The organism is Sphingobacterium paucimobilis HER1398 (assembly GCF_000416985.1).
GTDB classification, from domain to species: domain Bacteria; phylum Bacteroidota; class Bacteroidia; order Sphingobacteriales; family Sphingobacteriaceae; genus Sphingobacterium; species Sphingobacterium paucimobilis.
In genome coordinates this window covers 151416-178037 of record NZ_ATDL01000003.1, presented here as the reverse complement: position 1 = coordinate 178037, position 26622 = coordinate 151416, and the positions used below count along the sequence as shown (strand labels likewise).

Here is a 26622-nt window from a genome sequence, read left to right as displayed (position 1 = left end):
GCGTACAAATAAGTACCGTCACACTATATTCCTAGAGGAGGGCGAGGGATGAATTTCGAGGATCGAGTAGAGTTCAACAAGCATTACAAAGTACTATGTTATTTCGCCTGGGAGATGGTGAGCGATACTGAGTTGGCCGAGGATCTGGTACAGGATGCATTTGTCGCTTATTTGGATAATAAACATAAAATTTCTTCCGAACCCCATGCTGTACGTTCTTTTCTGTACAGTACTATTCGTAATGCGGTATATAATCGTAATCGTAAAGGCAAGACCATTCAGAAGTACTTAAGCAGACAATCTAGAGATGAGATGGATGACACCGATTATGAGCATAAGATTATTCGGGCCGAGTTTATGGCGGAGATCAGTCGTGTGGTAAACGGGTTGCCTGACTCCTGTCAATATATCTTTAAGCTGAGCTATCTCGACGGTCTATCTAATCAAGAGATTGCAGATCAGTTGTCGATTTCGGTCAACACGATCAAGACACAAAAACAACGGGCACTCCGTGTGCTGCGGCAGAAGATTCATCCCGAATTCTTTTTCATTATCGTGTTGCTGATACTTACCAATAATTAGGCTGTATTTTCCTGTTTTTTCAAGAATAACCTTTTTGTTAAAAAAAAGTTAATTATTTGTCACCCGTTTATTCACTTTCCGTTTCTTATATACAAACCTACAGGAATTCGACTTTAAGTGCCATAGAATTGTGCCATGATATAAAAGCGAATTTGTAGCTCTCCTCATCAATTTAAATTTTTATAGAGGAAATTATGATAACTGACCCTTTACATATTGCCCAACTGATACGTAGGAAATTCAATAACGAATTGACTGAGGAGGAAATCTATGCTCTGCAGAAATGGTCTGAGCAGGATTTTCGAAACGCTCGTCTGATCCAAGAGTTGGAGGATGAGGTCAAAAAGGGAATGAATACACAAGTTTTTGATTCCTTTGATTCCGATCGGTCTTGGTCGATGATACACAAGAAAAAAAGAAAACAGTTCGTTTTATACTGGAGTCGTATTGCTGCGGTTTTGGCTGTGATAGGTATAGTGTCTTTTTTCGTGTTGAGAATTAATAGAGCAGAAGATAATAACCGTATTGTCGAGAGTAAAGACGAACGTTATAAAAATGATATTCTTCCGGCAATCAAAGGGGCGAAAATTGTCTTAGCAGATGGAACAGAAATAAAAGTCAATGATAATGTAACATTACTTGCTGATGGAAGTATTGCAACGAAGGACAAGACGGTATTGACAGAAGGCAAATCAACAACTTGGAATACTTTGATAGTACCTGTTGCAAACTTTCTGAATCTAACCCTTTCGGACGGTACCAAAGTTTGGGTGAACGCCAATAGCAGATTGACCTTCCCTAGTCAATTTTCAAAAGAAAAGAGACAGGTTAAATTGCTAGGAGAGGCTTATTTTCAGGTCAACAAGGAGGCTAATCGACCTTTTCTTGTTGAAACGGATGGAGGAAATGTTGAGGTATTGGGAACTAGCTTTAACATGTCTGCTTATGATGAGAAGGCTGTGACAACTCTTGAGGAAGGATCTGTTTTAGTGTATAAAGATGGGATGGAACAAGTTTTATCGCCTGGTATGAAAGCAGAAATGTTGGATAATCGTATTGATGTACAAAATGCTGATGTGGAAAAAGCATTGGCATGGAAAAATAATTCTTTTTATTTCAAAGGAGATAATATTGTGACTATTGCAAAGCAACTGCAAAATTGGTATGATTTGGAAATCTCTTTTTCGAAGGGCGTTTCTTTATCTCAGACCTATACCGGTGAAATAAGTCGTAGCTCTAATTTGACAGAAGTACTGAAGATGCTGGAATTTGTAAGTGATTTAGATTTTAAAATAGATAATAACAAATTATTAATCCTAAAAAACAATAAAGTATGATATAAGGTTTACACGGGAAAAATGAAAACAGAGGTGTTGCAGCACCCCTGTTAAAAATCATTAAGCTAATCAGAATTAAACTATTAACATTAACTCAATTACTCAAATGTATGAATAACTTATCATTTGGCAAAGGGCGTTATGCCTCTTCTGGCACCCCCTTTCCAATAATTCTCCGGATTATGAAAATAGCAACAGTCTTGATGTTGGTTTTTATGACCTGTGCATATGGAAGCAGCAACGCTCAAAAAGTCTCGCTCTCCTTAAAGAATGCGCGGTTAGAAGATGCTTTTAAGGAAATCGGTAAACAGACAAAATTTAAATTCTTGTATAACGATGCGCTTCTTAAAAATGCAAAGAGGGTCAATGTTCAATTTGAAAATAAACTCTTGTCTGATGCGTTGACACAGGTTCTTGCTGATAATAAGTTGGCCTTTAAGATAATAGATGGAACTATTACGATTAATGCGAAAGTAGAAAACATCCAGAGGCTAGACGTTGCAAATGAAGTTCAGCATAGACTCCGAGGGACAGTTCGTAATGCAGGAGGAAGCCCATTGGTCGGTGCTTCGATCTCGATCAAAGGGACAACTGTAGGGACAACTACAGATGCGCAAGGAAACTTCTCTATTCAAGGTGCTAATGGGGCAACTTTACTCGTTAAATACATAGGTTATTTGCCAAAGGAAGTGCCCGTCGGTAACCAGGAGACTATTGCAATTACTTTATTGGCTGATAATGATGAGATAGAAGAGGTCGTTGTAACAGGGTTAGGCGTAAAAATCGATAAACGAACATTTACTGGTGCAACCAGCAAGGTCAATATGAAAGATATTGAACTTGGCGGATTGCCTGATCCGTCGAGAGCGCTAGAGGGACGAGTAGCAGGTGTCGTTGTGCAGAATACGACAGGTACGTTTGGTACGGCTCCAAAAATCCGGGTTCGTGGAGCAACTTCTATATATGGTAGTTCTAAGCCGTTGTGGGTAGTCGACGGAGTTATTGTCGAAGATGTCGGGAGTGTCTCATCCGACGAGTTATCTTCTGGAGATGCTTTGACATTGATCAGCTCTGCGGTCGCAGGTTTGAATGCAAATGATATTGAGTCTTTTACAGTTCTAAAAGACGGCTCGGCTACTTCGATTTATGGAGCTAGAGCTATGGGGGGAGTAATTGTCATAACGACCAAGAGAGGTACCGCTGGGAGGAATTCTGCTAGTTATGTGGGTGAATTTACAACAAGAGCAATTCCGTCCTACAACAATTTCAATATAATGAATTCTCAGGAGCAGATGTCTTTCTATCAGATATTAGAGCAACGAGGATGGCTGACAATGGCAGATGTAGCTAGCCGGTCGCAGTCTGGTGTATATGGAAAGATGTACGAATTGATAAAGGCAGGAGAATTAGAGAACACTCAAGAAGCTCGGAATGCTTATTTGCGGCAGGCAGAGTATAGAAATACAGATTGGTTCGGCGAACTCTTCAGTAAGACTGTAATGCAAAATCATTCTGTGAGTCTCTCCTCGGGAACAGATAAAGCTCAGTATTATACTTCTATCAGTGGTGTTTTTGACGATGGTTGGGCAAAAAAGTCTGACGTTAAGCGCTATACGGCTCTATTCAATGCGTCTTATAATCTGTACGACAATTTAAAACTCGAACTCAGAAGCAACGGGTCTTATCGTGATCAACGTGCACCTGGAACTCTGGGGTCTACAGTAGACCGAGTTTCTATGGAAGTAAAGCGTGACTTTGATATTAATCCTTATTCTTATGCTTTAAATACTTCCCGTACTTTGGATAAGAACGAATTTTACGCTAGGAATTATGCGCCATTCAATATATTGCATGAACTTGAAAATAACTACATGGATCTGAATGTAGCTGATATCAAGTTTCAAGGGGAGCTGAAATGGAAGCCTATCAAACCATTAGAGTTGGGAATAATGGGAGCGACTCGTTATCAACAAACATCGCAGCAACACTACATAAAAGATCAGTCTAATCAAGCCCTGGCTTATCGTTGGATGCCAACTACTTTTATACGAAATGCGAACCCATTCCTATACAAAGACCGGAGTGATCCTTATGCTATTCCTCAGACGGTATTGCCTAACGGTGGTATTTATGACAGAACTGATAATAGAATGTGGACGAAAGACTTTCGAGCCACTGCTGCCTATGACAATACCTTTAATTTGGTACATAAACTATATCTTTTTGCTGGTGGGGAGCTGAATTCTGTAGATCGAAACAATAATTGGTTCAGAGGATGGGGATTGCAATATGATTTGGGCGAAATACCATTTATTGATTACAAACTGTTTAAGAAAAGTCAGGAAGAAAATTCCGATTACTATTCTATAGATAGACGTAAAAATGGCTCTGTAATGCCAGCGCGCACTCGTCAAATAGCTTTTTACGGTACAGCAAACTATACCTATGATAATCGGTATACGGTGAATGGTACCTTGCGTTACGAGGGGACGAATCGTTTAGGACGGACGACCTCGGCACGTTGGATGCCAACATGGAACGTTTCGGGAATGTGGAATGTAAATGAAGAGAAATTTTTTAAAGAGCTTGAGACACCAATATCCAATCTAGCGCTGAAAGCCTCCTACAGTTTGACAGCTGATAGGGGACCTGATTTCGTGACCAATTCAAAGATTATTATTCAAAGTTATAATCCATGGAGACCGAGTACTTCGGATAAAGAGTCAGGGTTGAATATTTCGGATTTAGAAAACTCAGAATTGACTTACGAAAAGAAACACGAATTGAATATTGGAGCTTCTTTGGGCTTATTTAAAAATCGTATCGCATTAGATATTGATTACTACAAGCGTAAAAACTTTGACCTGATTGGAATTGTCAATACACAAGGGCTAGGAGGAGAGATTGCAAAATACGGTAACGTAGCGGATATGGAATCAAATGGTGTGGAGTTTAGTTTGGCCGCTACTATCTTGAAAAATGAAACTTTCTCTTGGGTATCAAGCTTTATCTATACGAAAGCAAAAAATAAAATAACTTCGTTGGAAAATAATAGCCGCGTGTCAGATTTGATCGCAGGTAATGGGTTTGGTCTAGAAGGATACCCTGTTCGCTCTTTGTTCTCGATACCTTTTGTTCGGTTGAACGGGAGTGGTTTACCAGTCTTTATGAATGAAGACGGAAAAGAAACAATAACAGGTGTCTATTTCCAAAATAGAGATAATATCAACTTTTTAAAGTATGAAGGACCTACTGATCCTACCGATCTAGGTAGTTTTGGAAACGTGTTTTCGTACAAGAATTTTAAATTGAATGTATTCTTTACCTATTCTTTTGGCAATGTGGTTCGTCTTGATCCCGCTTACAAGACTGGGTATTCTGATCTGAATGCTATGCCACGAGAGTTGTGGGACGCTTGGACTATTCCAGGAGACGAGAATATTACCAATGTACCCGTGGTGTTGGATAGTCGTTTTATCCGTAATGACAGTAAGTATGGATATGCTTATAATGCCTATAATTATTCGACGGAAACTAGAGCCAAGGGTGATTTTATCCGTCTGAAGGACATCTCTTTAGCATATGAGTTGCCCAAGGATATCGTTCGACGTGCAGGAATGTCTAACCTGGGTTTACGCTTGAACGTGATTAATCCTTGGCTGGTTTATGCGGATAAACGCCTGAATGGACAGGATCCAGAGTTTGTGAATTCTGGTGGTGTGGCTCTGCCGATCGCTAGACAGTATACATTAACCTTAAGAATGGGATTTTAAGATTATGAAAAAGAAATTGTTTTATATGCTGTTTTTTGCAGCGATTGCGTCTGGCTTTTCTTCTTGTGAAAAGTATCTGGATGTATTGCCTGATAATCGTTCTGAATTGAACTCAGTGGACAAGATAGGTAAGTTATTAGTTGGCGCTTATCCGAGTACTTCTTACGTGGTTGTAGCAGAAATGTCTTCAGACAATGTGGATGATGTCGGTCCAGTATATTTAAACTACCCTAAGTTTATAGAAGAAATCTATAAGTGGGAGGAGATCAAAGAAACCGATAATGATGGAGTCGAAAGGATCTGGTCTGGCTGCTATAGCGCTATAGCCAGTGCAAATGCTGCTTTGCAGGCTATTGATGAACAAGGTAACCCAACATCGCTGTCCGCACAGCGTGGAGAAGCATTGTTGGCACGGGCTTACAGTCATTGGATTTTGGTGAATATCTTTTCGCAGAATTATTCTAAGACACACTCATCGACAGACCTGGGCGTGACGTATATGACTAAAGGAGAAACTACGCTAAATCCTAAATATGAACGTAATACCGTTGCTGAGGTTTATGATTTTATGAAGAAAGACATAGAAGAGGGATTGCCATTGATCAACGATGCCAGTTACTCAAACTCGAATGTGGCGAAGTATCATTTCAATCGGGCCGCTGCTTATACCTTTGCTTCTCGTGTTGCCTTGTTTACCGAAGATTGGCCCAAGGTTATTGAGTATGCTACACAGGCTTTGGGAGAGAACCCATCAACCACTTTGAGGGATTATCAAACTATAGCCACATTCGCAGCCGATTATGCCAATATTACGAGAGAGTATAATTCGAGTTCAATAAAAGCCAACTTTTTGTTAGCTACGGCTACCTCATCGATGGGGCAGACCTTTGGTAATTATTCCACAATTAACAGGATTGCACATGGCGGAACCATCGGAATGACAGAAACTACATTCGCTCGTCAACCTTTCGGTACAGCCAAGATTTCTACAGATTATAGAATCAAAGCTTCTGTGTATGGGAGTACAAGCACTAATAAAGTTCTCTTCCCGCATATAGCACGTATGTTTGAATATACAGATCCAGTCAAAAAGACCGGTTATACGAAGGGAGTGTTCGCTCCGTTAACATCGGAGGAGGCTCTCTTAAATAGAGCCGAGGCATACATACTTTTGAAGAATTATTCTGCAGCCATTGCTGATATGCAGATCCATATCAATAATAATACGATCAAGAACCCTTCTACGATCAGTGAAGCTTCTATCAATACCTGGGCAAACTCATACGCTTACTTTACCCCGACTGAACCGACACCCAAAAAGGTGTTAAGTCCTGATTTTGAAATTGAAAGGAAGGGAACACAAGAGAATATGTTGCATGCGGTGTTGTCATTGAAGCGTTTACAATTTCTTCACACCGGAATGCGTTGGTTCGATGTGAAGCGTTATGGCATTGAAATTACCAGGAGAGAAGCGCCTGCGATTAATGGTGGAACGATAACGTATACCGTAACAACGAATACAATGAAAGTCCGCGATAATCGCCGAGCTATTCAATTGCCACAGGATGTAATTAGTGCTGGTTTAACACCTAATCCGAGATAATATGAAATTGAGAAATAATATAGTCCTATTAATAGCTTCGTGTGGCGTATTGTTCACAGCATGTAGCAAAGAAGATAAACTGAATTCGAATAGCGTCTTTGTGGATTCGGATATCCCCAAGAATCCATTGGATACCTACTTGTATAATAATTTTGTAAAGCCTTATAATATCGAAATCATGTACAAGTATGTGGACAAGGAGTCTGATATGACCTACCGATTGGTCCCCGCACCCTATGAGTCTTCTGTAAGGTTATCCAAGTTATTGTTATTCCTGGCTATCGAGCCGTATAATCAAGTGACGGGAAGCAAGCAGTTTATCCGGGATAATTTTCCCAAAATAATAACCTTTACGGGATCGGTGCCCGTGCAGACCAATGGGGTTATTATAAAAGGAACGGCTGAATCGGGAACAAAAGTATCGCTATACAATCTGCTTGGATTGACTGAAGCTAAGAGCGTCAGTTCTGTATTTCTCAATGATGAGTATTTTAAGACGGTTCACCACGAGTTTCAACATATACTGAATCAGAATAAACCCTATCCGAGCAGTTTCAAAGAAATATCTGGTCTTAATTATGTTGAAGATGAGTGGAATGCGAAGTATCCAACACTCGAGTCTGCTGTAAAAGCAGGTTTTGTGTCGCGTTATGCCTCAAAAGCCGATACAGAGGATTTCGCGGAGCTTTATTCTTTTTATGTAACAAGAAGCCAGGCAGATTTTGATGCCATCGTGAATTCGGATGGTTCAGCCTCAGCAGGTAAAGCTATTATTCTCTCTAAACTGGCTATTGTAAAGTCTTACATGAAATCAGAATGGAATATCGATATGGATGTGCTTCGCAGTAATATTTTGGCACGTTATGCAGAGTTGGGAACATTTGATCAAACTACATTAAATTAAGAAAAAATGAAATTAAAACTAGCGATTTTAGGCATATCCATTTTATCTTTCACCGTAGGTTGCGAGAAAAAAATGGATCGTATCTTCGAAGAAAGTCCTACAGAACGTTTAAATATAAGTATAGCGAATGTGTACTCTACTTTACAGGCCAATAAAGATGGTTGGTTGGTCAAATACTATCCGAGTAAAGCTATGGAGTTTGGAGGATATACATTATTTACAAAATTTACCAACTCAACAGATGTTGTAGTAGAAGGGGATATGACGACATTGGCAGCTCAAACGAGTACTTATGCTGTCATCCCGGGAGCAGGTCCTATTTTAAGCTTTGACACCTATAATAGAATTTTTCATTTTTTTGCCTTACCGCAATATTTCAATAAGGAGAAGGAGTATCAATTGCCTGGGTTTATTTCAGATAAAGCAGGTATTGGTGCCAGTAATGAGGGGATGAAGGGTGAAAATGACTTTTTGGTTACCAAAGTATCGTCGGACTCTGTTGTTTTGGAAGCACGTCGATCATACAATAAGGTTGTTCTGTTACCGATTAAATCAAGTGAGGCAGGCACTATTCTGAATGCCTATCGTGCAGCCGTTGCTAAATTCCATCCGATGGGGGGCTATAAATTTGAGGTGGGGACAGAGTCGATAAATGCTACATTTGCAACAGCAGCAACGAAGCGCGCTTTATTGATAGCTGGTACTTCGGCTCCATTTGCATACCGTTATACCCCTACAGGACTGGATTTTTATACAGAATATGATATAAAAGGTGTAAAGTTTAAAGAATTGAAGTATGTGGAACCTGGGGGGAGTTATACAAAGGGTTATTTTACAAACGAAGCCGGAACTGTAAAACTTGTTCCTACTACGTAAAGTCATCCAGAAGACCATCTCATCGATGTCTTTTAGCATGTGTTTAGTTTAAATGGAAGGGGGATTATTCCCCCTTCTCTATTTACCAAAATCATATTTGCTCTGAAGTAGTGTCAGTAAAAATCGTTGCGGTCAATAATACGTTATGAAAGTGATGCCGCAGAAATGTCTATCGCACCAAAAAACGAACTGCTGTAGACCAATCGCTTGCTCCGTTTTTGTTGCGAGCTCTCACTTTAAAGTAAATGTAGATTCCTGCAGTAAACCCATCCTGATAGGTTTTGAAAGATCTAGTAGTAAATAAGGATTCTCCCCATACCAACTCTTTTTTGTTTAAGTCTTCTACGGCAAAGCTGTATTCATACTGCATGTCTCGACCTACCGGGGTAAACCGGAATGCGACTTCACCAGCCCGTCTGCCATCCTCCAGTACTATCCCTGTTGGAGTGGCTGGTATTACGCCTGTTCGCTTGCCGGTCAACACCGGAAAGCCGGAACTGTATAGCAGGGATAGCTGTCCGTCTGCTACGGTATTGACATAATAGACAAGTTGCTGAAATAAATCTGCCAGTACGCGCTTCCGTTCACGCTTCAAGGCTTGCGTCTCCCTACTTCGACTAGCCGCGGGTACCACCGCTTCATAATAGGATGCATAAGCTTCTTCCAATTGTACTATGGTAGGAGTGGGATCGGTAAAGACCTCTGATGTCTTCATACACTCTATAATGCGGGCTCCCAGGACAATTAACTTTTCATCGGCCAATCGGAAAAAGTTCGCTTTTGCACGGATATACTTCATAATTAAAACAAACAGAATCAAGTAGTTTATAACTGTTCGCCATTGATAGGCAGACTCAATATACTAAAACTTAAATGGACACGCAATTAAGAAGTTATGGTGTGAGCCTTTGCAAATGCTCCGAGGCGTGTCTGTGGAGAGATCCTGCTTTGACATTTTGGGTGTCAAGTATTTGGCGAAGGCATATGAGTTGCTCTTGATCTGGTACAAGTAACAAATAGTGCTGTGCAACTATAAGAGAAGGTCTTTATCGTATATGCTATCGCTACGTAACATGCGTTTAAAGAAACAATGTTTTACTTTATGCAATAATGAATGTTCTTCATGGTTAATTATGAGTGCGGTAGACTGTTGTGAGTTTCTCGCAGTCTCGTATAGGTAAATCATAAAGTAAGATCAGTTAGGGATAGAATCATCATTATGGTTCCAATTGCTACGTAGCAACCGTAGAAAGTGATCTAAATATAGCAGGTACCGATATGGGTATGTCACATATGTAGCCCAGACTCTTAATTACTGCTGCTGGTTTCTAATCCTTTTGGTTCAGTATCTCATCTACTTGTACAAGAATGTATCCATGTTACGTAGCGAGAGGGCGCTCTTTTATATTGATTTTTAGCGAGAAGTGATGATTTTAACAGTTTCATATTGGTATATAGAGCATTCTGCAGGCGTGTTTACCAATAACATAAAATGATCACTCGAAGTCTGCTCAAGTCCCTTTAAGTCCGCTCAAGTCCGTTCAACTCCGTTATAGCTTCGACTATGCTTCGGCAATGCTCCGTACCATCCTCGGGATTCCTTCGGGACTGCTTCGCCTGTCCTTTGATAATTCTTCGACAATGCTTGGTCTCCAAGGCAAACGATGGTCGAAAAATAGGCGAACAATAGGCGAATATGTCTCAAGGCAGTCTCGAACCTGTCTCCTGCCTCTCTTGAAGGGAGATGCAAGAACTACCGAATGCTATGGATTCAAACGACATCCCCTTCTTCTGCGGAAAGTATGGCTACTATTTTAAGAGGCTTTTTTGAGGTGAGTAAAGCTATATATTCTGTATATCTCATAAAACTGGAAGAATTTATTTTCTTTCATTTTCTTTTTTAATAAGCTCCTTAATCAATTATTTTCCAATATCCACCTCTTGCTGAGCCTACACGTTTTATTTTGCCTGAATCACGTAGTTTTTTGATGTTCTTTTGTATGTTTGCTTCATTGATCCCTATTATTTCAGATAATTCTGGAATGGTTATCTTGGGATTGTTCGTTATTGCTTCTATGATAATTTGTTGATTTGAAGAGAATATATTCCCCTCTTTATTCCCCTCTTTATTCCCCTCTTTATTCCCCTCTTTGATGATAGTAGAAGTTTTCTGTTCTGTATATCCCAATTGTACATGAAAGCCATTAGGAATCTCTTCAACGGTTAACTTCATAGTCGGATAGGTCTCAATCTCTTGGCGGATACGGAGAAACCCGCTTCCATATTTCTCAATATCGCCCGTAAGATAAAATGCTTCAGCAATAAGTTTATTTCTGGCATACGCGCGATAGTTATCTCGTTCCAAATCTTCCGTGGTGAGATCCCCCATAAGTTTTCCTGGATTGAAAAACGATACATAATTGTCAAAGAGTTTTATCTGTATATCGATAGGGCTTCTAAAGTCTCTGTGTATAAGGGCGTTTATTGCTGTTTCTCTTAGAGCGGGAAGTGGGTATTCGAAAATTTCGGTACGTTGTGTGGGGTATCCCTTTATTTCAAAGGCTACTTTGATGCGTGCTACTAGATATTGCATAATCTCATCGATCACTTGGAACAAAGCCCCATTCAGCATTTTATCGTCAATGATAAAGGTAGGAGTTTTGAATCTTCCTAAATGGACATTATATCCTATGTTTCCCTTGCCGAAAAGTAGCCAGGCGGCGTTAGTAATCTGATTGCCATTAATCAGTTTTAACTTCTCTAGGCTACTGGTCGCATCGGTTAGCAACTGAAATCTTCCGGCTGCATTAACCCTTGCTATAAATTTTTCTATCAATAATTCGTCAAGATCATCGAAGGTCTTCCCATGTGCGGGATAGGAATCCCACGAAAGTTGAAGGGATTGGATGCTCATGTCAGAAATTTCAACGGCTGATAACAGATGATTGGAGTTGTTCACTCGCTTGTAATATCTTCCTTTAAACGCTATGGGTTTGATTGGAAATTCTGATATCGCCAATTCGGCGATATCTGTACCGTCAATATTGATGATGCTTGCATCGGGGATAATACTAGGTTGAGTTTTGTTCTTGACTTCATTGATCCACTTTTGTAGCGTTTCATCCCCAATGGAAAAGCCTGTGATCGGCTTGCCACTATCTGAAATACCAACAAGTACCCGTCCGCCTTTGGTATTAGCAAAGGCAGAAAGGGATTCTATAACTCCATCGTTGAAAGAGGTTTTAAATTCCGTATGTAGATCTTCTTTTATTGGTTTTGTCATTACCTAGCCTACTAAAACTTCTAGATTATTTGAATTATAACTCCAATCTAGTCTGAACTTCTGCATGATTCTATCTTCCTGCTCTTTGGAAAGAGGACGAAGGGTTTCAAACTCTTGTTTTAACGATAGTGCATCTTCAATTGAGGTCATGGCGTTTTGCTTGATTATTTAATGTTAGATAATTGCAGATTACTTAACTCCGTTTTCTTTTTTTATAAGCTCCTTAACAACTTCATATATTTTGGCGATATTTTCGATAGAATTTTGATTAATACAATAGTTGTAATTTATAACAGTATTGTTTTCTGATAGAATTGTAGTATTAAAATTCATATCGTCTTTGAAGTTTGTAATTACATGAGATGGAACACTCAAGTAATTTGAAAAAAGCTGTATAGTCGTTTGGTCAAGTTCTTGTTTTGAAAATATTGATACGAGTTCTTGCATTGTTATGTTTAAGTCTTTGCAGACTTTTTCAGAAGAAATTTGAAAAGTTTCTAATACATTTTTTAATTGAAGGCCTCCGTGCTTTTGTTTATTAATCATCGTGTTATTCATTGGTCATTTTATCTTTTAATTCTAGCATTTGTTTGAAAACTTCATTTTTTTCTCGCTCACTTTTTAGTAGTCGCTCATACAATTCTTCGATTTTATCCGTAGAGTTATAGTTGTTTACAACATCGCAACGTTGATTGATTGTTTCATTTCTTTCAATTATATTCGTGAATGCAGCATCTTCATCAAAATTAGTGATAGTTTCGATAGATACGCCTAAAATTTCGGAAACTTTATTAAGTGTTTCTTCGTTTATTATTTCGCTGTTTTCAATTTTCGAAACGGCTTGTTGTGAGATGTTTAATTCAGCAGCAAACATTTTTTGACTGAACCCCTTTATCTGTCTGAGCTTTCTAATTTTAGATCCTATTTTTTCGTCATTCGTTGCACTATTTCTCATTTTTATAGTTTTAAAAGTGTATAATACAACTAAATTAGTTAATTACAACCTAAATACAAAATAATACAACCTGTGATTTTCCTTCGTTAAAATCCGTTTGCCGATTTTTGTATAAACCAATACGGATAAACTATGTTTAATAAACAGCTTTATACAAACATCATCAAAGGCCCCGAGTAGCTCTGTGGCTCGTTATTTCGATTTCTGTGTCCAAGCGTAATACATACCGATTAAAACCAAATTATCTCCCGATTAAGCGCGCTAGACAAAATCAGTTAATCAATTTTTATTTAAATCGTGTGGCCTAGTTAAAGACTGTATAGTTTTTAGACCCGTTCGACTCCTCTGCGTTCCGCTTCCCGACAAGATATCGGGACAGGCTAGGGTGACGGGATAATATTAGGTCATACCTAATGAATCCAAAAAATGAAGAATTTTAATGGGGGTGGAAGAGAACTGCCCAAGGTATACACACTACCTATGCTAATATTCTGTGTGTTGTTTAGTGCGGCTGCGGTCATTCCTGCCTTCGGGCAGGAGGCCGATGGCCTTAGAATAAAGCCAAATAGATTAGTTTGGAACTATAATTATACATTGTATGATGCGGTAATCTTTAGGCCATTTAATCATGAAAGGTTTTACAAAGGTGCATTGGAGGAATATCCAAAGGCAGACTTGGAGAAGTTCGAGATCGGGAGATACGATGTTGATACCCTGAAAATAAAACAGATCAAGATTGGGGACAAAATACCGGACGAACTTTGGGATCTTCCGCTATGGATTGTAAATGATTACAATGGTCGTGATACCACTACCTTAAGGCAAGAGTCTGATAGAGAATGGCTGATCATAGACCTGTGGGCGGACTTCTGTGGTCCTTGTATTAAGTCCATGACTGCATGGGAAAGCCGCTTCTCTGATCAGAATACAAATTTTACGTTACTGGGGAATTTCGACACTAATCTTACATACAGAGCAGTGCCTTCATGCAGACGGTTTGGCTATAAGAGCACACAGATCATAGGTAAAAGTGCCGCTCTTTTGCATCATCTTTTCTTTTGGAATGATAGGAGAACAGGGCCTACACTATGGATAAAGAATGGTCAATTATTCGGAATCTCCAATGCAGGGAAATTGACAGAGACAGAATATATAGATATTCTGTCCGGCAAATTAGCTGAAATCCCATCACATGCGGCTTACATATATGGTTCATACATTTAACGGAATGGCTATGCATACATTTATCGAGAAAAGCAGAGTTTTAATTCTGTTAATATGTGCTATCCTATGGAGTAGTATGGCTGTCGCTCAGCAGAAAGATATCTTGGTATCAGGGACGGTAACCGATGCCCAGGCAAAAGGGATCGAAGGGGTGACGGTCAAAGCTACCGCCCAACGAATCTCTGTCCGGACGAACAGCAACGGAGAATTTAAACTTATGCTTAACAAGACTGATGAGCTGGTCTTCTCCAAAATGGGGTACAACTCTAAGACCTACGAGCTGGATAGTGCCTCAACCGATATCCGGATAATACTAGATACTACTGCGAACCAAATAGAGGAAGTGCTGATCAGTACGGGCTACCAGCAACTAAAAGCGAACGAAGTGAACGGAGCTATCACGGTTATAGATGAAAAGATGCTCCAAAAGCAGACAGGCAGCAATATCTTATCAAGGCTGGAAGGCATTACGAATGGTCTGGCTTTCCAAAAGGGTAGAGAGAATACAAACCCACAGAATAATACGGGTATCACTGTGCGAGGATACAGTACGATCAATGGACCATTAGATCCCCTGATTGTCATAGACAACTTTGTGTACGACGGTGATATTGACAATATCAATCCAAACGATGTGGAAAGTGTCACTATCCTTAAAGATGCGTCTGCAACCTCCATTTATGGAGCTAGAGGTGGGAATGGTGTTCTTGTAATTACAACAAAGAAAGGAGCTAAAGGGGAAAGAATCAATCTAGGTATTGAAAATGCAACCACCCTTTCTGAGACTCCAATGGATCGTAGAGAGCAGTATATGTCAAATGATGATTATATAGCTGTGGAAGAAAAACTGTATGAGGCTGGTTATTTTAACTCCAATCTAAATAGTATTTCTGGTCCGGTCCTGACACCGATCGTATATTGGTTGGATAAACAAAAGAAGGGAATTATTACTTCTGATGAATACCAAGAAAGGCGTCAGTTCTATGCTGCGTCAGATTTGAGAAAGCAATATCGTGAGACCTTTAATCGTACTGCGTTGCAGCAACAAACTGGAATACGATTGAGTGGAAGTAGCAGATTGAACAATTGGGGAATTTCCTTGAATAATAGTCACGTAAAGGACAATATAGGGCAGCCATCTTCAAGAGTTAATCTCAGATTAAACAATGACCTTAACTTGCTTCGGAACCTGAAGTTGGCGACATCGTTCAGCTATTCGTTGAGAAATCAAAAGAGGGATAATATCCCTTCGCTAATATCTCTTATGCAAATGGGAACGAGGCAGGAGGTACCCTATATGAGCCTATATGATGCAAATGGTGAAGAGGAGGCTTTTTATCAGTACTGGAATAAAAATCTGATTGATACGGTAGGAAAAGGCCGGCTTTTGGACTGGAAATATTACCCAATAGCCGATAGCCGTGAGACGGAAACGAGAAGCAGGTATGCGGAGCTCCTTGGGAATATTGGGTTGAGCTACCAGTTGGTGGATGGACTTAATTTTGCTGTATATTACCAAATATCCAAACAGGATAATGTAGCGGATAGGCAGTATAATTCAGCTAGCTATTATGTGCGGGATATGGTCAATAAATTCTCGCAGATCAATGAGAAAACAGGGGAAGTAACGTACATCGTGCCTGAAGGGGATGTTCTAAGAAAGTCAATTTCTGATTATATAAGTCATAACCTTAGATCCCAAATTGATTACTCAAAAACGTGGGGTATTCACGATATTAAGCTCTTTTTCGGATTGGAAGGTAGGATGACCCGTACAGACGGTGCTGCATGGACATATTATGGGTATAATGGAGACCCGCTTGGTTATGTTCCCGTTAGCTTTACAACACGCTACCGCACATTTCCTAGAGGAGCCCAAAGTAGCATTGCAGGTGCTTCATCCCTTAATCCTACCCTTCAGAACCGTTTCCTGAGTGGCTACGGTAATTTTAACTATACACTTTTGAAGAGGTATTCAATAAGTGCTAGCATGCGCAAAGATGGCTCAAATATTTACGGTGTTTCTACCAACGATAAGTGGAAACCGTTATGGTCTGTAGGTGTTGGCTATGAAGTAACTCGAGAGAGTTTTATGAATAGTTTACCATTCCAGTACCTGCGTGTACGATCCTCATTAGGATACTCGGGGAATGTAGACTTGAGCCGTTCGGCACTGCCTGTCGCAGCCTATTTTAATAATCCGGTAGAGGTCGGAGGACTACCTGCGGCCGCAATTGAAACGCTCAACAATCCGTCTCTGAGGTGGGAGCAGGTGCGTCAGATCAATAGTGGTCTAACCTTTCAATTGAAGAATCTGCCCATCTCAGGATCTATTGATTATTACAGTAAATACGGTAAAGATTTGTACGGAATTACGGAATACGATTACACAACATGGGGTATGCGCGGAACAATTACTAAGAATGTTGCAGAGATGAAAGGAGAGGGGCTCGATGCAGAATTGATTTTCAATAAGCAGTGGGGATTCATGGCCCTCCGTTCATCGTTCATCTATAACTACAGCTCAAGTATTACACATCGGTATTATGATGAAGGGCTTGCTTCTAAAGTCTCCAATCTAATGGATCGATCCAGTGTACAGATCACTCCCGTAGAGGGATATCCATTTTATTCCATTGCGGCGTATACCTGGAAAGGGCTGGATGACAATGGAAATCCAATGGGATTTTTAAACGGTGATGTTTCTATTGATTATCAAGCGTTAAAAAATAGTGCATATAAAGAAGGAGAGGAAAATGGAGTCATCCGTTTTATTGGGTCTGCTATACCTACACACTTTGGTTCTTGGGGAGCAGATTTAAGTTATAAAAGATTTACCGTAGGCTTTAACTTGATGTACAAAATGGGGTATTACTTTCGGAAACCTTCAATCAATTATAGTGCACTGGTTAATAATGGTGCAGGCCATGCCGATTACGCTAAGCGTTGGCAAAAAGCAGGTGATGTGACATCGGTGCCTTCTTTTGAGTATCCTCTGGTAACTAAAGACCGAGACTCATTTTATCTTGGATCGGAGGTGTTGGTGCAACGAGCTGATCATGTACGTTTTCAGTTTATAAACCTGAGTTACCAACTAGATTTGAATTCAAAAAGGCCCCTCACTATTGATCTGTTTGCTAATGTCGCCAATCTAGGTATACTATGGCGATCAAATTCAGATGGCTTGGATCCCGAGCATTTGTATACAAACCCAGCTGGGAGGACATGGAGTTTTGGTTTTAGATCAAATTTTTAATGCGATTCATCATGAAGACACAATTTATTTTTTGCAGTATTTTTTTCTGCTTATTTCAGACAGCCTGCTCTGATTTTCTTGATCTAAAAAGCAACAATAAACTTGCTGTACCAGATAAGCTAGAGGATTTGCAGGCACTATTGGACAGCTTTCAGGATATGAATGAAAGACGCACACCTTCTTATTTGGAAGCTGCTGCTGATGATTACTTTTTGACCGACAGTCGCTATATTGCTACGCTAGAAGACCATAAACCACTATACGAATGGTTGCCCGTAGAATCAAAATTTCAAAATGATTGGAGTAGTGCGTATACGATTGTCTACAATGCTAATTTTTGTTTGGATATCTTGAAAAAGATATCAAAGAACGAAACTAATAGCGCAGTGTGGTCAAATATTTACGGATCATCACTGTTTTATAGAGCTAACGCTTATCTAGGATTAGTATGGGCATACGGTGCTGTGTTTAATCCCAACGGAGACAATAGTAGTTTGTCGATTGTACTTCGTGAAGATTCGGATTTTAATAAGCAGAGCAGACTTAGTTCTGTTGCTACCGTTTATGAACGTATTTTAGAAGACCTTAAATCTGCAGTTGATTATCTTCCGGAGGTACCGAAGCTGAAATCAAGACCCTCTAAAGCGGCAGTGTATGCCTTATTAGCGAGGACTTACCTATCGATGAGTGATTATTCCAATGCACAGTATTATGCAGAGTTAGCACTTCGCATTAATAGTGATCTTATGGACTATAATAATGCGGCAGATGGAATAAAAATCAACGATGCTGTGCCTTTTGAAAGATTTAATAAGGAAACAATTTATTATGCTGATATGGCGCTGAACTTTAGATTGCACGTGCCTACAACTGGATCTTATGTTGATACAACGTTGTATAATAGCTATCATACGGATGACCTAAGAAAAACTGCTTTCTTCAGGTCAAGTGAGAGCTATCAAAGGTTTAAAGGAACTTATTCCATGTCTACCAGCTGGCTATTTACGGGACTCACGACAGCTGAGATGTTTCTGATTAAGATAGAATCTATGTGCAGGATCGGAGATTTTAAATCTGCCATAAAGCTTCTAAACAACTTTAGGAAATACAGATGGAATAAAGATCGTGTATTCTTAGAGTTAAAGGCTGATTCGAGGTTCGAAGCAATTCGAATTGTTTTATTGGAGCGTAGAAAGGAACTATTATTCAGAGGGCTGCGATTATCCGATGTAAAGCGGCAGGGGTTAGAGGATAGTTCTTTAAAACTTAAAAGAAAAATACAAGGAAGATTGGTAGAGGTTACAGCAACAAGTGATAAGTTGATATTAGGATTGCCGACAGATATAGAGGAGTACATAAAGTAAAATGCAATTTATTATAATATCATAAAGAACCGCCCTGAAATTTCTACCAATATGGCTTGAAAATTTCAGGGACGGTTTTATATCCTATCCTAAATTACGTTACGGCATAGGTTTATTTCTCGGGTTAGAATAACTGCTATGGGTAGTTACACCATAGTTATTCGTAGCAAAGAATGTGGTCTGGATTGAAACTTTTGACGGATCTAAAGCTAAGCCAGCTTCGTCTTCTGTATTTTCAATCGGCACGCGAATGGAACAGGCTACTTCTTGATCCTGATCTGTAGGACATTCCGTCCCTAGCGGCTTCCAATAATTAGTGTTTTTGACATTGGAATCGTCAAAAGGATTTGCCAAAGAGCCTGGTGGCTGATACGTAAACACCACATTTGTCAACGTTTCTTTTTGATATAGTTTAAACGAACTAAACCCGATGATTGCGATTCCGGCTATTATAGCCATCGCATATTTTTTGATGAAATTTAATGTTTTCATCTCTTGTTGCCGTTTTTATAATAGCAAAAAACGTCCTCCAAAAAACTCTAATTTCTTTACTGTCGACCATCACTATGCTTTTACGAGGTGTATAGATCTTGGTTTAATACCTCGGGTATTCTTGCTGGCAAGTTTGACGCAGATACCGCTACGTATCATAATCTATTCTAATACCGGACTAGCCGGGAAAGGGGCAAATCGCCGCTTGAATACTTTGGTTCGCACTAGAATGAGGCGGTACATCGGTACCATTATACTGATGGGGTACTGGATGAATAATATTACTTGTCTTTTGCTTCTTGTGTACGCGACCATGGGGGCAGTTGGTCCAGTCAAATACCACCCCAGTATGGAGAGCCCAAGTAGCAATAGATTGACAAGTAAAGGCCAGTCCCACAGCTTGTCCATCGCAACGTATAGCCAGAATACCATCAGGAATATCCGGATGCTGTAAAAGGTGATATGGTTTGTTGTTTTCATTTTTCTTCTGTTATCTAGTTATCCTGTGAACCCGTTATCAAGTATCTGTATAGCTTTTTGATTTTATCAAATGATCATGTTATTTGATGATCTAGTTATTCCCAATGATGTGTGGACTTCGCTTCAACGTATGTGTTAACCAGTTATCTTGCCCTGCATGTTAACTCCATCACTTGCGTAGTGAAACGAAGTCCCGATTTTTCATCGGGGTTAACTTGATAACTCTGTCATTCCATTCCAATATCAGGTCACAATGTTTTGTAACTATTTGTAAATAAATATTTTATGTTTTGTTTTTCTGTTTTTTAGTTTTATATTTACTCTATAAATAAGTTTATCAATGGCTGAGTAGAGATCGATAAACTGCTTTTATATGCTACGCAATTATATTGCATATAAAAGGCAATTTATCTAAGTTCGGATTACCATATTATAAATGTCATTGTCCTCTATATACTACTGCCTTTTTTTAGGCAGAAATACCATGTGTATTCTTGATTTTATTTTAGTTGAGTGATTATCAGTGCTATAATTTTCATTTAATAGGCAGAGTAAATAGAAGTATGGATATAAAACCGAAGATATGGACAATGAAATCTTTAAAATACTATACGATGATCCCCATCGTGGGGTGCGACTTCTGGAAGAGAGGTTTGGCAACCAGTTGAAAGCATTTGTCGTGCACAAATTTCCTTATAATATGGATCTGGTACAGGAGGTCATACAGCTTACGCTGATCGTGATATATCAAAAACATCAAGAGGTGGCAAGCGCGAATGATCCCTTTGGGTATATCATGGGGATAGCCCGAAGGATAGGCGGTAAAATCCGTATTGCACAGCAAAAACATGCTGGTGATCTGATCGAAGAGCAGTATCAGATCAGTAGTGGCGAGGAAGCCGATCTGGATCTACTTGTGAAAGAGCTGATGGACGAGATTTTCTCCAAAGGCGAACTGCTGACCCCGAGGGAAAGTGAAATCTTAAGGGCTTCGGCACTGGAAGGTTTGGATAATGAGGAGCTGGAAGAACGGTTTAACCTGAAGCCGCAAACTGTAAAGAATGTGATGAGTAAAGTGAAGCAGAAATGTGTGAACTTTCTGAGGGGTGGCTCCAGGTAATCGTTAGCATCAAAAAATTAAAGTATAGATCGTAATGAAAAATAATAAGCTGCATATCGAAGAATTAATAAGAAAGAAGCTGTTGGGACAGATCAGCCCAGAAGAAGCGCTGCTACTGGAACAGGAGAAAGCGTATCATTCGGAGGAGTCCTATGATAATATGGTCATCGAGGTACTGCGTGGGCTGGGTGGGCAATTGCCCAAAGGTAAATTGGGCGACTGGCGGCCCGATATGGATATGGTTATCGAGAAAGCCGAAGCGATACAGGTTGGTATGGAGATGGTCACAGCGCTGAAAAGAGATAAAAGACGTAAGCTGCTGGGGCGGATAGCGTTTGGTGTATCGGCCTGCCTTGTTGCCGCGCTATTGTTTGTTTTAGCGGGCCGAGAGTCTAAGCCCCCCCAACTATATGTGGAGGGCAGTTGCGGGGATGCCGGCACGGATATCGAGTTGCCCCTATCGGAGTCGGTATCTACACTGATGTGGGGAGATGATAATAGGCGTGTACTAACAGCGGGCGAATCTGTTGCTATAGGGCCTTTGGTAGCTCGGAGGATGCCGGATGGCTTATTGGTACTGGAGGAAAATGCTGCCGTAGAGATGGATTATAAGCTCCGTGAGTTGGTGATTTCTACAGCGGCACTACAGCAGTGTGTGGTTCAATTGCCGAATGGTGCCCACGTAAGGTTGAACGCGCAATCGGCACTGCACTACCCGTTGCAACAACTGAAAAATCGTACCGCAGTGAGGGTGTCGGGGGAAGCCCTGATAACGATGGAACAAAAGAGGGGTGTGTGGCCGTTGCGGTTAGTGACAGATAACGGGCAGGTGACCATGGAAGAGGGAGAAGTGATGGTGATGGCACTAAACGGTATGACCCAGGCTACGATATTGAAAGGTGTAGCGACATTGCAGGAGAATAATAAGGATAGGGGAGTGAAGCTGGATTGTCTCGGCGCGCAGGGCCTTTTAGTGCGTATTGCGGATAGGGATAGCCGGAATATACGGGATACATTGTTCTATACGGCGAATGCAGACTATGATAAAGTAAAGCGATGGAGTAAGGCGGTACGTGTGTATGAGGATGCATCGCTGCGTGATTTTGTCGTAGAAATGAGCCGTTGGTACGGGTTTCGGATTCAGAATATACATTGTATACCTGATGAACGTCGTGTCAATGAATCGGTCTGTCACAGACTTACTGAGAAAGAAATTTTTGCAATAATACGACAAAATGGGACCAAAATGGTCAAAAGGAATGAGCTGTTGAGCTTTTGTCCGGAAGATACCGATACAAGGCTGGCGAAGAAACCTTAACATTTTAACAGTAATATTTTACGAGCAGGCCATGCCTGCTCGTAAAATATTATCTATTTGCCAATATACTGACTTCTTGAGCGACTCTGCCCGCTATATCTTTATAGGCTTGAGCGACGTTTTCACTATCATCCATTACTACTGGAAAGCCGTTGTCTCCAGCATCACTGATAGCTTTGATCAATGGAATCTCGCCTAAGAATGGAACTTTATTATCTTCTGCCAATCGCTTGCCTCCATCCTTACCAAAGATATAGTATTTGTTGTCGGGCAGTTCGGCAGGCGTAAAGTAAGCCATGTTTTCTACGATACCGACGATAGGCACATTGATACCTTCCATCTGGTACATCGCTATTCCTTTGATTGCATCAGCAAGTGCTACCTGTTGCGGTGTGGTCACGATGACAGCACCCGAAATAGGGTAGGTCTGCGATACGGTGATATGTATGTCGCCCGTACCCGGTGGCATATCCACGATCAGATAATCCAATTCGCCCCAATCTGCATCATTGAAGAGCTGCTTGATAGCCGATGTCGCCATCGGTCCGCGCCATGGAATCGGTTGATTCGGATCAGTGAAAAAACCAATGGAAAGAAGTTTCAATCCAAACTTTTCAACGGGTTCGATTTTGGTCTTACCATCGGGCATCTGCGTAGCCATCGGTTTGGCTCCTTCAAGGCCGAACATGATTGGGAGGGACGGACCGTAAATGTCAGCATCCAACAAACCGGTCTTGGCTCCTGATTGGGCTAATGCCAATGCCAGGTTGCTGGACACGGTCGACTTGCCTACGCCACCTTTACCAGAGGAGACGAGGATGATGTTTTTAATGCCTTTAAGTTGGGATGTGTCTACACTGGTGACATTAGAGGTCATGTTGATGTCAACCTCGATATCCTTATCGACAAATAGGGCAATCGCATTACGGCAGGCGTGTTCGATATGCCCCTTCATCGGACAGGCAGGTGTGGTCAGAACCACATCAAATTTTAACTTGTTCGGGTATATCTCTATATTTTGAATCATGTGGAGTGTTACCAGATCTTTTTTCAAATCCGGGTCTTCTACATGGCTCAGTGCGTGTAATATCTGCTCTTTTGTAATCATAACTTCGTAATTCTATTACAAAGCTACACATTGCGGCAGACAAACGTGTCATGCTTGCCTCAAATCCATAATCTTTTCGAAGACTTTGTCCAAGAATAAGACGGTATCTAGATTACGGTCAAACTTGCGCTGTTCGAATACCAGATCGTAAGCGTTGTCAAATTTCATGGCTACCAGCTCAAATTTCTGTAGTTCGAGCCATGATGGGGTGTTGTCCTTATCAGGGACAACACAGGTAATCGTTTTTAGGTCACCTTCGTTCGACACTTTGTAGTTGACACTAACAGGCCTCGAACTTGCCTTTGGATAATGTATTAAAATGTTATTGCTCATATGCTTAGTGAATTTGAATGTAAGGGATAAGGTGGTGTGTCTGTTTACCCCTGGAATATCTTCGAAAATTGAAAGAAATCCGTTCAGGCAGTCCGTATCATTTAGCCTGAATTTTGTAATATAATGAAAATAAGTCATATAAGCAAATTTTGCTGCTTTAAAGACCCATGGCTTGACTAAGGGTAACAAAAAAAGGCCCCCATCCTGATGATGGAAACCTTTCTGTATGAATAACAAATTTTTGTTTAAAAGGACCTATAGTTGCCTTGTAGATATTGGTTTGCTTTTTCTTCCTTAAATTTAGCTTTTTTGGCGTCCCAATGGAGGGTTTCTCCAGGGAAGCGTCCAGCAATGGTTCCTAACAAAATGGTCTCCGTTAATCGGGAGGCGTAATCAAAAGGAGCCGAACATTCTGCTTTGCCCAAACAAGCATCTACAAACTGATGGTAGTGCTTGGCACCTTCCTTATCATAGTCACGAACAGGCTTGCCCAGGTTATGCTTGGCCGATATTGCGTCTATTTCATGGGAGATATCGACATACTGGCCATCGACTATTTTTCGAGGTAGCTGCATGAAGTGCGGTAACAACAGGCGTCCCTTGGTACCGACAAACATCGCCCCTTGTTCGGGAAGTTGTCCGTCGCCTGCTATCTTAGGGTCTAAAGACAGTACACCTGGCTCGTCCTGTTTCTTTGCCTCTGTTTTAACAGCTTTCATATTGGGGAGCGTTAAGTCTTCATTGATTGCCGGAGCGCCAGGGCCATCATACCAGATCCATTTTAACGATGCGGTCGTATATGCCGTGCCTGGAAATTCGTAGGTCACCTTATTGTGCTCTGGAAAACCAAACCCATTCGTAGGTCGACACTCGTTGACGATCGTGCGCGGTACGTCGAGTTGCAGCGCATTATATGGGGTATCAAAAATATGTACGCCCATATCGCCCAAAGTGCCACAGCCGTAATCCATCAATTGTCTCCAACGTCCTGGATGATACACTCCTTTTTTATATGGTCTTTTGGGTGAGGTCCCTGCCCATAGATTCCAATCCAGTGTCTCTGGGATTGGATCTTCTCCTTGAGGCGGAGGCCCGTCGTAACCATGGTTTTTTGGAGACCAGGCGTGTACAGTGTGTACCTTTCCGATTATACCCGACTGAATCAAAAGCGTTGCCAATTTGTAGTCGTAAAAAGAGTGTACCTGAATCCCCATCTGGGTGACCAATTTTTTTTCAGCTGCCACTCTTTTCATTTCACGTGATTCAGACACGTAATGCGTTAAGGGCTTTTGGCAGTAAACAGGTTTATTCATCTGCATGGCCAATAGGGAAGCTGGAGCATGGGTGTGGTCGGGTGTCGATACGATGACGGCGTCAATCTGGTCGCCAAGCTCGGCCAACATCTTTCGATAATCGGAAAATGTACGAGCATTGGGGTGTAGTTTGTGTGCCTCATTAAGGTTTAAGGCGTCAACATCGCATAACGCAAAAATATCTACATTTGGATGGGAGGAGATGGCATCCAAGTCTGCTCTTCCCATGCCGCCAACACCGATATGTGCAGTTCGTAACCGACGATCTGTAGGGAAAGCTTTTAGGATAGAAGGCGAAAGGAGAAGTCCTAACGCGCCTATAGCACTGCTTTTTAAAAATTCCCGTTTGTTCATAATCTAGTAGTGTTTATGTTTAAGTATAGTCTAAAGTAATATTATTCTTTGTTTATTGCAAGTGTATAAATGTTGTGTTTTGAAGAATTTTGTTTTTAGGAAGCTCTCTCGCAGAGGAGGGGTATTTGTAGTTGCAATGTATTATAAGTAGCTTAGCATCAGAATTTTTTTGTAAACCTGGATTGTTTGATAAACAGTATTATTGAACAATTTTTTTAAACCCTTTTATTATGAAGAAAGCGAATGTGTTTTTTTGTGTATTTCTGTCTGTCTGTTTCGGTTCAAGAGCTGTTGCGCAGACGAGTGAGCTCAAACATGAACTGCGGTTTCAGATCAGTGATGGGATACCGTTGGCGGTTATCAATGGTATCACCATGTCTTTAACAGATGCTTTTAGCAGTTCTTTTAGTGATTACAAAATAAAACGTACGGGAGAGAGTCCAATGCCATTGGTGTATGGATTAGGCTATAGGTATCACGTCACTCCCCGATTTAATGTTGGATTGGACTTGGGTTATATGCAATTCAAAGCGGATTACGAATTGAAGAAGGAGGGGGATGTACAAGAGGGAACTCGTAAAACAAACTTTGTGTTGATATTACCTTCTGCGGAATACGCCTATATGAGCAAGCGGAAAGTAAGGTTGTATGGAAATGCTTCTGCTGGGGTGACCACCTTATCAGGAACGTCCAGTGTAGGAGCAGCGGCTAATAATGATAAGGATTATAGCTCAACGGTATTTGCTTTCCAGATCAATCCTATTGGAGTTCGTTACGGGGAACGTTTTGGTGGATTTGCGGAGCTGGGATTTGGATTCAAAGGATTTCTGTCTTTGGGATTCAGTGCTAGATTGTAGTTTTTTCTAGCTCACACGATAATTAAATCGAGATATCTTTGATGCTGTAATCGGGATGTCTCGATTTTTTTTGATGCATCTTTCGGGATT

General features: G+C 40.6%; 22 protein-coding genes. 12 read left to right on the top strand and 10 right to left on the bottom strand.

All coding sequences use genetic code 11. The annotated features are described in order from the left end of the window. Positions 1 to 48: 48 nt before the first annotated feature. From M472_RS25275 to M472_RS25250, 6 genes are all read left to right on the top strand, one after another. Positions 49 to 582 carry an RNA polymerase sigma-70 factor gene (locus M472_RS25275; RefSeq protein WP_022829240.1) on the top strand — a complete coding sequence of 178 codons (534 nt, stop codon included), beginning with the start codon at positions 49 to 51 and terminating at the stop codon, positions 580 to 582. Positions 583 to 776: 194 nt separating this feature from the next. Continuing rightward, positions 777 to 1919 carry a FecR family protein gene (locus M472_RS44320; protein WP_021068609.1) on the top strand — a complete coding sequence of 381 codons (1143 nt, stop codon included), beginning with the start codon at positions 777 to 779 and terminating at the stop codon, positions 1917 to 1919. A 110-nt stretch (positions 1920 to 2029) separates the two neighbouring features. Continuing rightward, positions 2030 to 5692, top strand: coding sequence for a SusC/RagA family TonB-linked outer membrane protein (locus M472_RS25265; RefSeq protein ID WP_021068608.1), 3663 nt, complete (start codon positions 2030 to 2032; stop codon positions 5690 to 5692). Positions 5693 to 5696: 4 nt separating this feature from the next. Beyond that, entirely contained in the window at positions 5697 to 7295 is a 1599-nt protein-coding gene (locus tag M472_RS25260) for a RagB/SusD family nutrient uptake outer membrane protein (RefSeq protein ID WP_021068607.1), read from the top strand. 1 nt (position 7296) lies between these two features. Further along, complete coding sequence (locus M472_RS25255) at positions 7297 to 8199, top strand: zinc-binding metallopeptidase (RefSeq protein ID WP_021068606.1); 903 nt, start codon at positions 7297 to 7299, stop codon at positions 8197 to 8199. Positions 8200 to 8205: 6 nt separating this feature from the next. Next, entirely contained in the window at positions 8206 to 9075 is an 870-nt protein-coding gene (locus tag M472_RS25250) for a DUF4302 domain-containing protein (protein WP_021068605.1), read from the top strand. A 169-nt stretch (positions 9076 to 9244) separates the two neighbouring features. Here the strand turns inward: M472_RS25250 and M472_RS25245 are convergent, their stop codons facing one another. The 5 genes from M472_RS25245 to M472_RS25230 form a co-directional block, all read right to left on the bottom strand. Further along, the gene (locus M472_RS25245) at positions 9245 to 9874 is read right to left on the bottom strand and encodes a hypothetical protein (RefSeq protein WP_021068604.1); all 630 of its coding nucleotides are present in this window, start codon (positions 9872 to 9874) and stop codon (positions 9245 to 9247) included. A gap of 1113 nt (positions 9875 to 10987) precedes the next feature. Next, positions 10988 to 12358 (bottom strand): RNA-binding domain-containing protein, encoded by a 1371-nt coding sequence (locus M472_RS25240; protein ID WP_021068603.1) that lies wholly within the window; start codon positions 12356 to 12358, stop codon positions 10988 to 10990. 3 nt (positions 12359 to 12361) lie between these two features. Next, positions 12362 to 12508 (bottom strand): hypothetical protein, encoded by a 147-nt coding sequence (locus M472_RS45365; RefSeq protein ID WP_022829239.1) that lies wholly within the window; start codon positions 12506 to 12508, stop codon positions 12362 to 12364. A 39-nt stretch (positions 12509 to 12547) separates the two neighbouring features. Next, positions 12548 to 12904 (bottom strand): hypothetical protein, encoded by a 357-nt coding sequence (locus M472_RS25235; protein ID WP_158499864.1) that lies wholly within the window; start codon positions 12902 to 12904, stop codon positions 12548 to 12550. 4 nt (positions 12905 to 12908) lie between these two features. Beyond that, positions 12909 to 13313, bottom strand: a complete 405-nt coding sequence (locus M472_RS25230; protein ID WP_021068601.1) for a helix-turn-helix domain-containing protein — start codon at positions 13311 to 13313, stop codon at positions 12909 to 12911. 426 nt (positions 13314 to 13739) lie between these two features. Between M472_RS25230 and M472_RS25225 the strand changes: the two genes are divergently transcribed. From M472_RS25225 to M472_RS25215, 3 genes are read left to right on the top strand one after another with little or no spacing between them, the layout of a single operon-like run. Further along, on the top strand, positions 13740 to 14537 hold the full coding sequence (locus tag M472_RS25225) for a TlpA family protein disulfide reductase (RefSeq protein ID WP_021068600.1): 798 nt from the start codon (positions 13740 to 13742) through the stop codon (positions 14535 to 14537). Positions 14538 to 14547: 10 nt separating this feature from the next. Beyond that, positions 14548 to 17793: a SusC/RagA family TonB-linked outer membrane protein gene (locus tag M472_RS25220; protein WP_158499863.1), complete on the top strand. Its 3246-nt coding sequence runs from the start codon at positions 14548 to 14550 to the stop codon at positions 17791 to 17793. Between the two features lie 11 nt (positions 17794 to 17804). After that, positions 17805 to 19157, top strand: coding sequence for a RagB/SusD family nutrient uptake outer membrane protein (locus tag M472_RS25215; protein ID WP_158499862.1), 1353 nt, complete (start codon positions 17805 to 17807; stop codon positions 19155 to 19157). Positions 19158 to 19256: 99 nt separating this feature from the next. On the opposite strand, the gene M472_RS25210 is transcribed toward M472_RS25215, so the two are convergent. Then, a complete protein-coding gene (locus M472_RS25210) occupies positions 19257 to 19649 on the bottom strand; it encodes a hypothetical protein (RefSeq protein WP_021068597.1) in 393 nt (130 codons plus the stop codon). 162 nt (positions 19650 to 19811) lie between these two features. Next, on the bottom strand, positions 19812 to 20129 hold the full coding sequence (locus M472_RS25205) for a hypothetical protein (protein WP_144062626.1): 318 nt from the start codon (positions 20127 to 20129) through the stop codon (positions 19812 to 19814). Between the two features lie 583 nt (positions 20130 to 20712). On the opposite strand from M472_RS25205, the gene M472_RS25200 reads away from it, so the two are divergent. Together M472_RS25200 and M472_RS25195 are read left to right on the top strand one after the other, a co-directional pair. Further along, positions 20713 to 21249, top strand: coding sequence for an RNA polymerase sigma factor (locus M472_RS25200; protein WP_021068595.1), 537 nt, complete (start codon positions 20713 to 20715; stop codon positions 21247 to 21249). Between the two features lie 34 nt (positions 21250 to 21283). Next, complete coding sequence (locus M472_RS25195; protein WP_021068594.1) at positions 21284 to 22567, top strand: FecR family protein; 1284 nt, start codon at positions 21284 to 21286, stop codon at positions 22565 to 22567. Positions 22568 to 22616: 49 nt separating this feature from the next. Here the strand turns inward: M472_RS25195 and M472_RS25190 are convergent, their stop codons facing one another. The 3 genes from M472_RS25190 to M472_RS25180 form a co-directional block, all read right to left on the bottom strand. Continuing rightward, positions 22617 to 23675: an Mrp/NBP35 family ATP-binding protein gene (locus M472_RS25190; protein ID WP_021068593.1), complete on the bottom strand. Its 1059-nt coding sequence runs from the start codon at positions 23673 to 23675 to the stop codon at positions 22617 to 22619. A 48-nt stretch (positions 23676 to 23723) separates the two neighbouring features. Next, a complete protein-coding gene (locus tag M472_RS45135) occupies positions 23724 to 24008 on the bottom strand; it encodes a hypothetical protein (RefSeq protein WP_144062625.1) in 285 nt (94 codons plus the stop codon). A gap of 245 nt (positions 24009 to 24253) precedes the next feature. Further along, complete coding sequence (locus M472_RS25180) at positions 24254 to 25675, bottom strand: Gfo/Idh/MocA family protein (RefSeq protein ID WP_021068591.1); 1422 nt, start codon at positions 25673 to 25675, stop codon at positions 24254 to 24256. Between the two features lie 230 nt (positions 25676 to 25905). On the opposite strand from M472_RS25180, the gene M472_RS44315 reads away from it, so the two are divergent. Next, positions 25906 to 26532, top strand: a complete 627-nt coding sequence (locus M472_RS44315) for an outer membrane beta-barrel protein (protein ID WP_021068590.1) — start codon at positions 25906 to 25908, stop codon at positions 26530 to 26532. Positions 26533 to 26622 lie beyond the last annotated feature (90 nt).

Coding starts and splice junctions, on each gene's coding strand:
- M472_RS25240 (WP_021068603.1), bottom strand. CDS start 12,358: ATGACAAAACCAATAAAAGAAGATCTACATACGGAATTTAAAACCTCT.
- M472_RS25205 (WP_144062626.1), bottom strand. CDS start 20,129: ATGAAAACAACAAACCATATCACCTTTTACAGCATCCGGATATTCCTG.
- M472_RS25200 (WP_021068595.1), top strand. CDS start 20,713: ATGGACAATGAAATCTTTAAAATACTATACGATGATCCCCATCGTGGG.
- M472_RS25195 (WP_021068594.1), top strand. CDS start 21,284: ATGAAAAATAATAAGCTGCATATCGAAGAATTAATAAGAAAGAAGCTG.
- M472_RS25235 (WP_158499864.1), bottom strand. CDS start 12,904: ATGATTAATAAACAAAAGCACGGAGGCCTTCAATTAAAAAATGTATTA.
- M472_RS44320 (WP_021068609.1), top strand. CDS start 777: ATGATAACTGACCCTTTACATATTGCCCAACTGATACGTAGGAAATTC.
- M472_RS25255 (WP_021068606.1), top strand. CDS start 7,297: ATGAAATTGAGAAATAATATAGTCCTATTAATAGCTTCGTGTGGCGTA.
- M472_RS25250 (WP_021068605.1), top strand. CDS start 8,206: ATGAAATTAAAACTAGCGATTTTAGGCATATCCATTTTATCTTTCACC.
- M472_RS25275 (WP_022829240.1), top strand. CDS start 49: ATGAATTTCGAGGATCGAGTAGAGTTCAACAAGCATTACAAAGTACTA.
- M472_RS25260 (WP_021068607.1), top strand. CDS start 5,697: ATGAAAAAGAAATTGTTTTATATGCTGTTTTTTGCAGCGATTGCGTCT.
- M472_RS25265 (WP_021068608.1), top strand. CDS start 2,030: ATGAATAACTTATCATTTGGCAAAGGGCGTTATGCCTCTTCTGGCACC.
- M472_RS25215 (WP_158499862.1), top strand. CDS start 17,805: ATGAAGACACAATTTATTTTTTGCAGTATTTTTTTCTGCTTATTTCAG.
- M472_RS25190 (WP_021068593.1), bottom strand. CDS start 23,675: ATGATTACAAAAGAGCAGATATTACACGCACTGAGCCATGTAGAAGAC.
- M472_RS45365 (WP_022829239.1), bottom strand. CDS start 12,508: ATGACCTCAATTGAAGATGCACTATCGTTAAAACAAGAGTTTGAAACC.
- M472_RS44315 (WP_021068590.1), top strand. CDS start 25,906: ATGAAGAAAGCGAATGTGTTTTTTTGTGTATTTCTGTCTGTCTGTTTC.
- M472_RS25220 (WP_158499863.1), top strand. CDS start 14,548: ATGCATACATTTATCGAGAAAAGCAGAGTTTTAATTCTGTTAATATGT.
- M472_RS25225 (WP_021068600.1), top strand. CDS start 13,740: ATGAAGAATTTTAATGGGGGTGGAAGAGAACTGCCCAAGGTATACACA.
- M472_RS25245 (WP_021068604.1), bottom strand. CDS start 9,874: ATGAAGTATATCCGTGCAAAAGCGAACTTTTTCCGATTGGCCGATGAA.
- M472_RS25210 (WP_021068597.1), bottom strand. CDS start 19,649: ATGAAAACATTAAATTTCATCAAAAAATATGCGATGGCTATAATAGCC.
- M472_RS25230 (WP_021068601.1), bottom strand. CDS start 13,313: ATGAGAAATAGTGCAACGAATGACGAAAAAATAGGATCTAAAATTAGA.
- M472_RS45135 (WP_144062625.1), bottom strand. CDS start 24,008: ATGAGCAATAACATTTTAATACATTATCCAAAGGCAAGTTCGAGGCCT.
- M472_RS25180 (WP_021068591.1), bottom strand. CDS start 25,675: ATGAACAAACGGGAATTTTTAAAAAGCAGTGCTATAGGCGCGTTAGGA.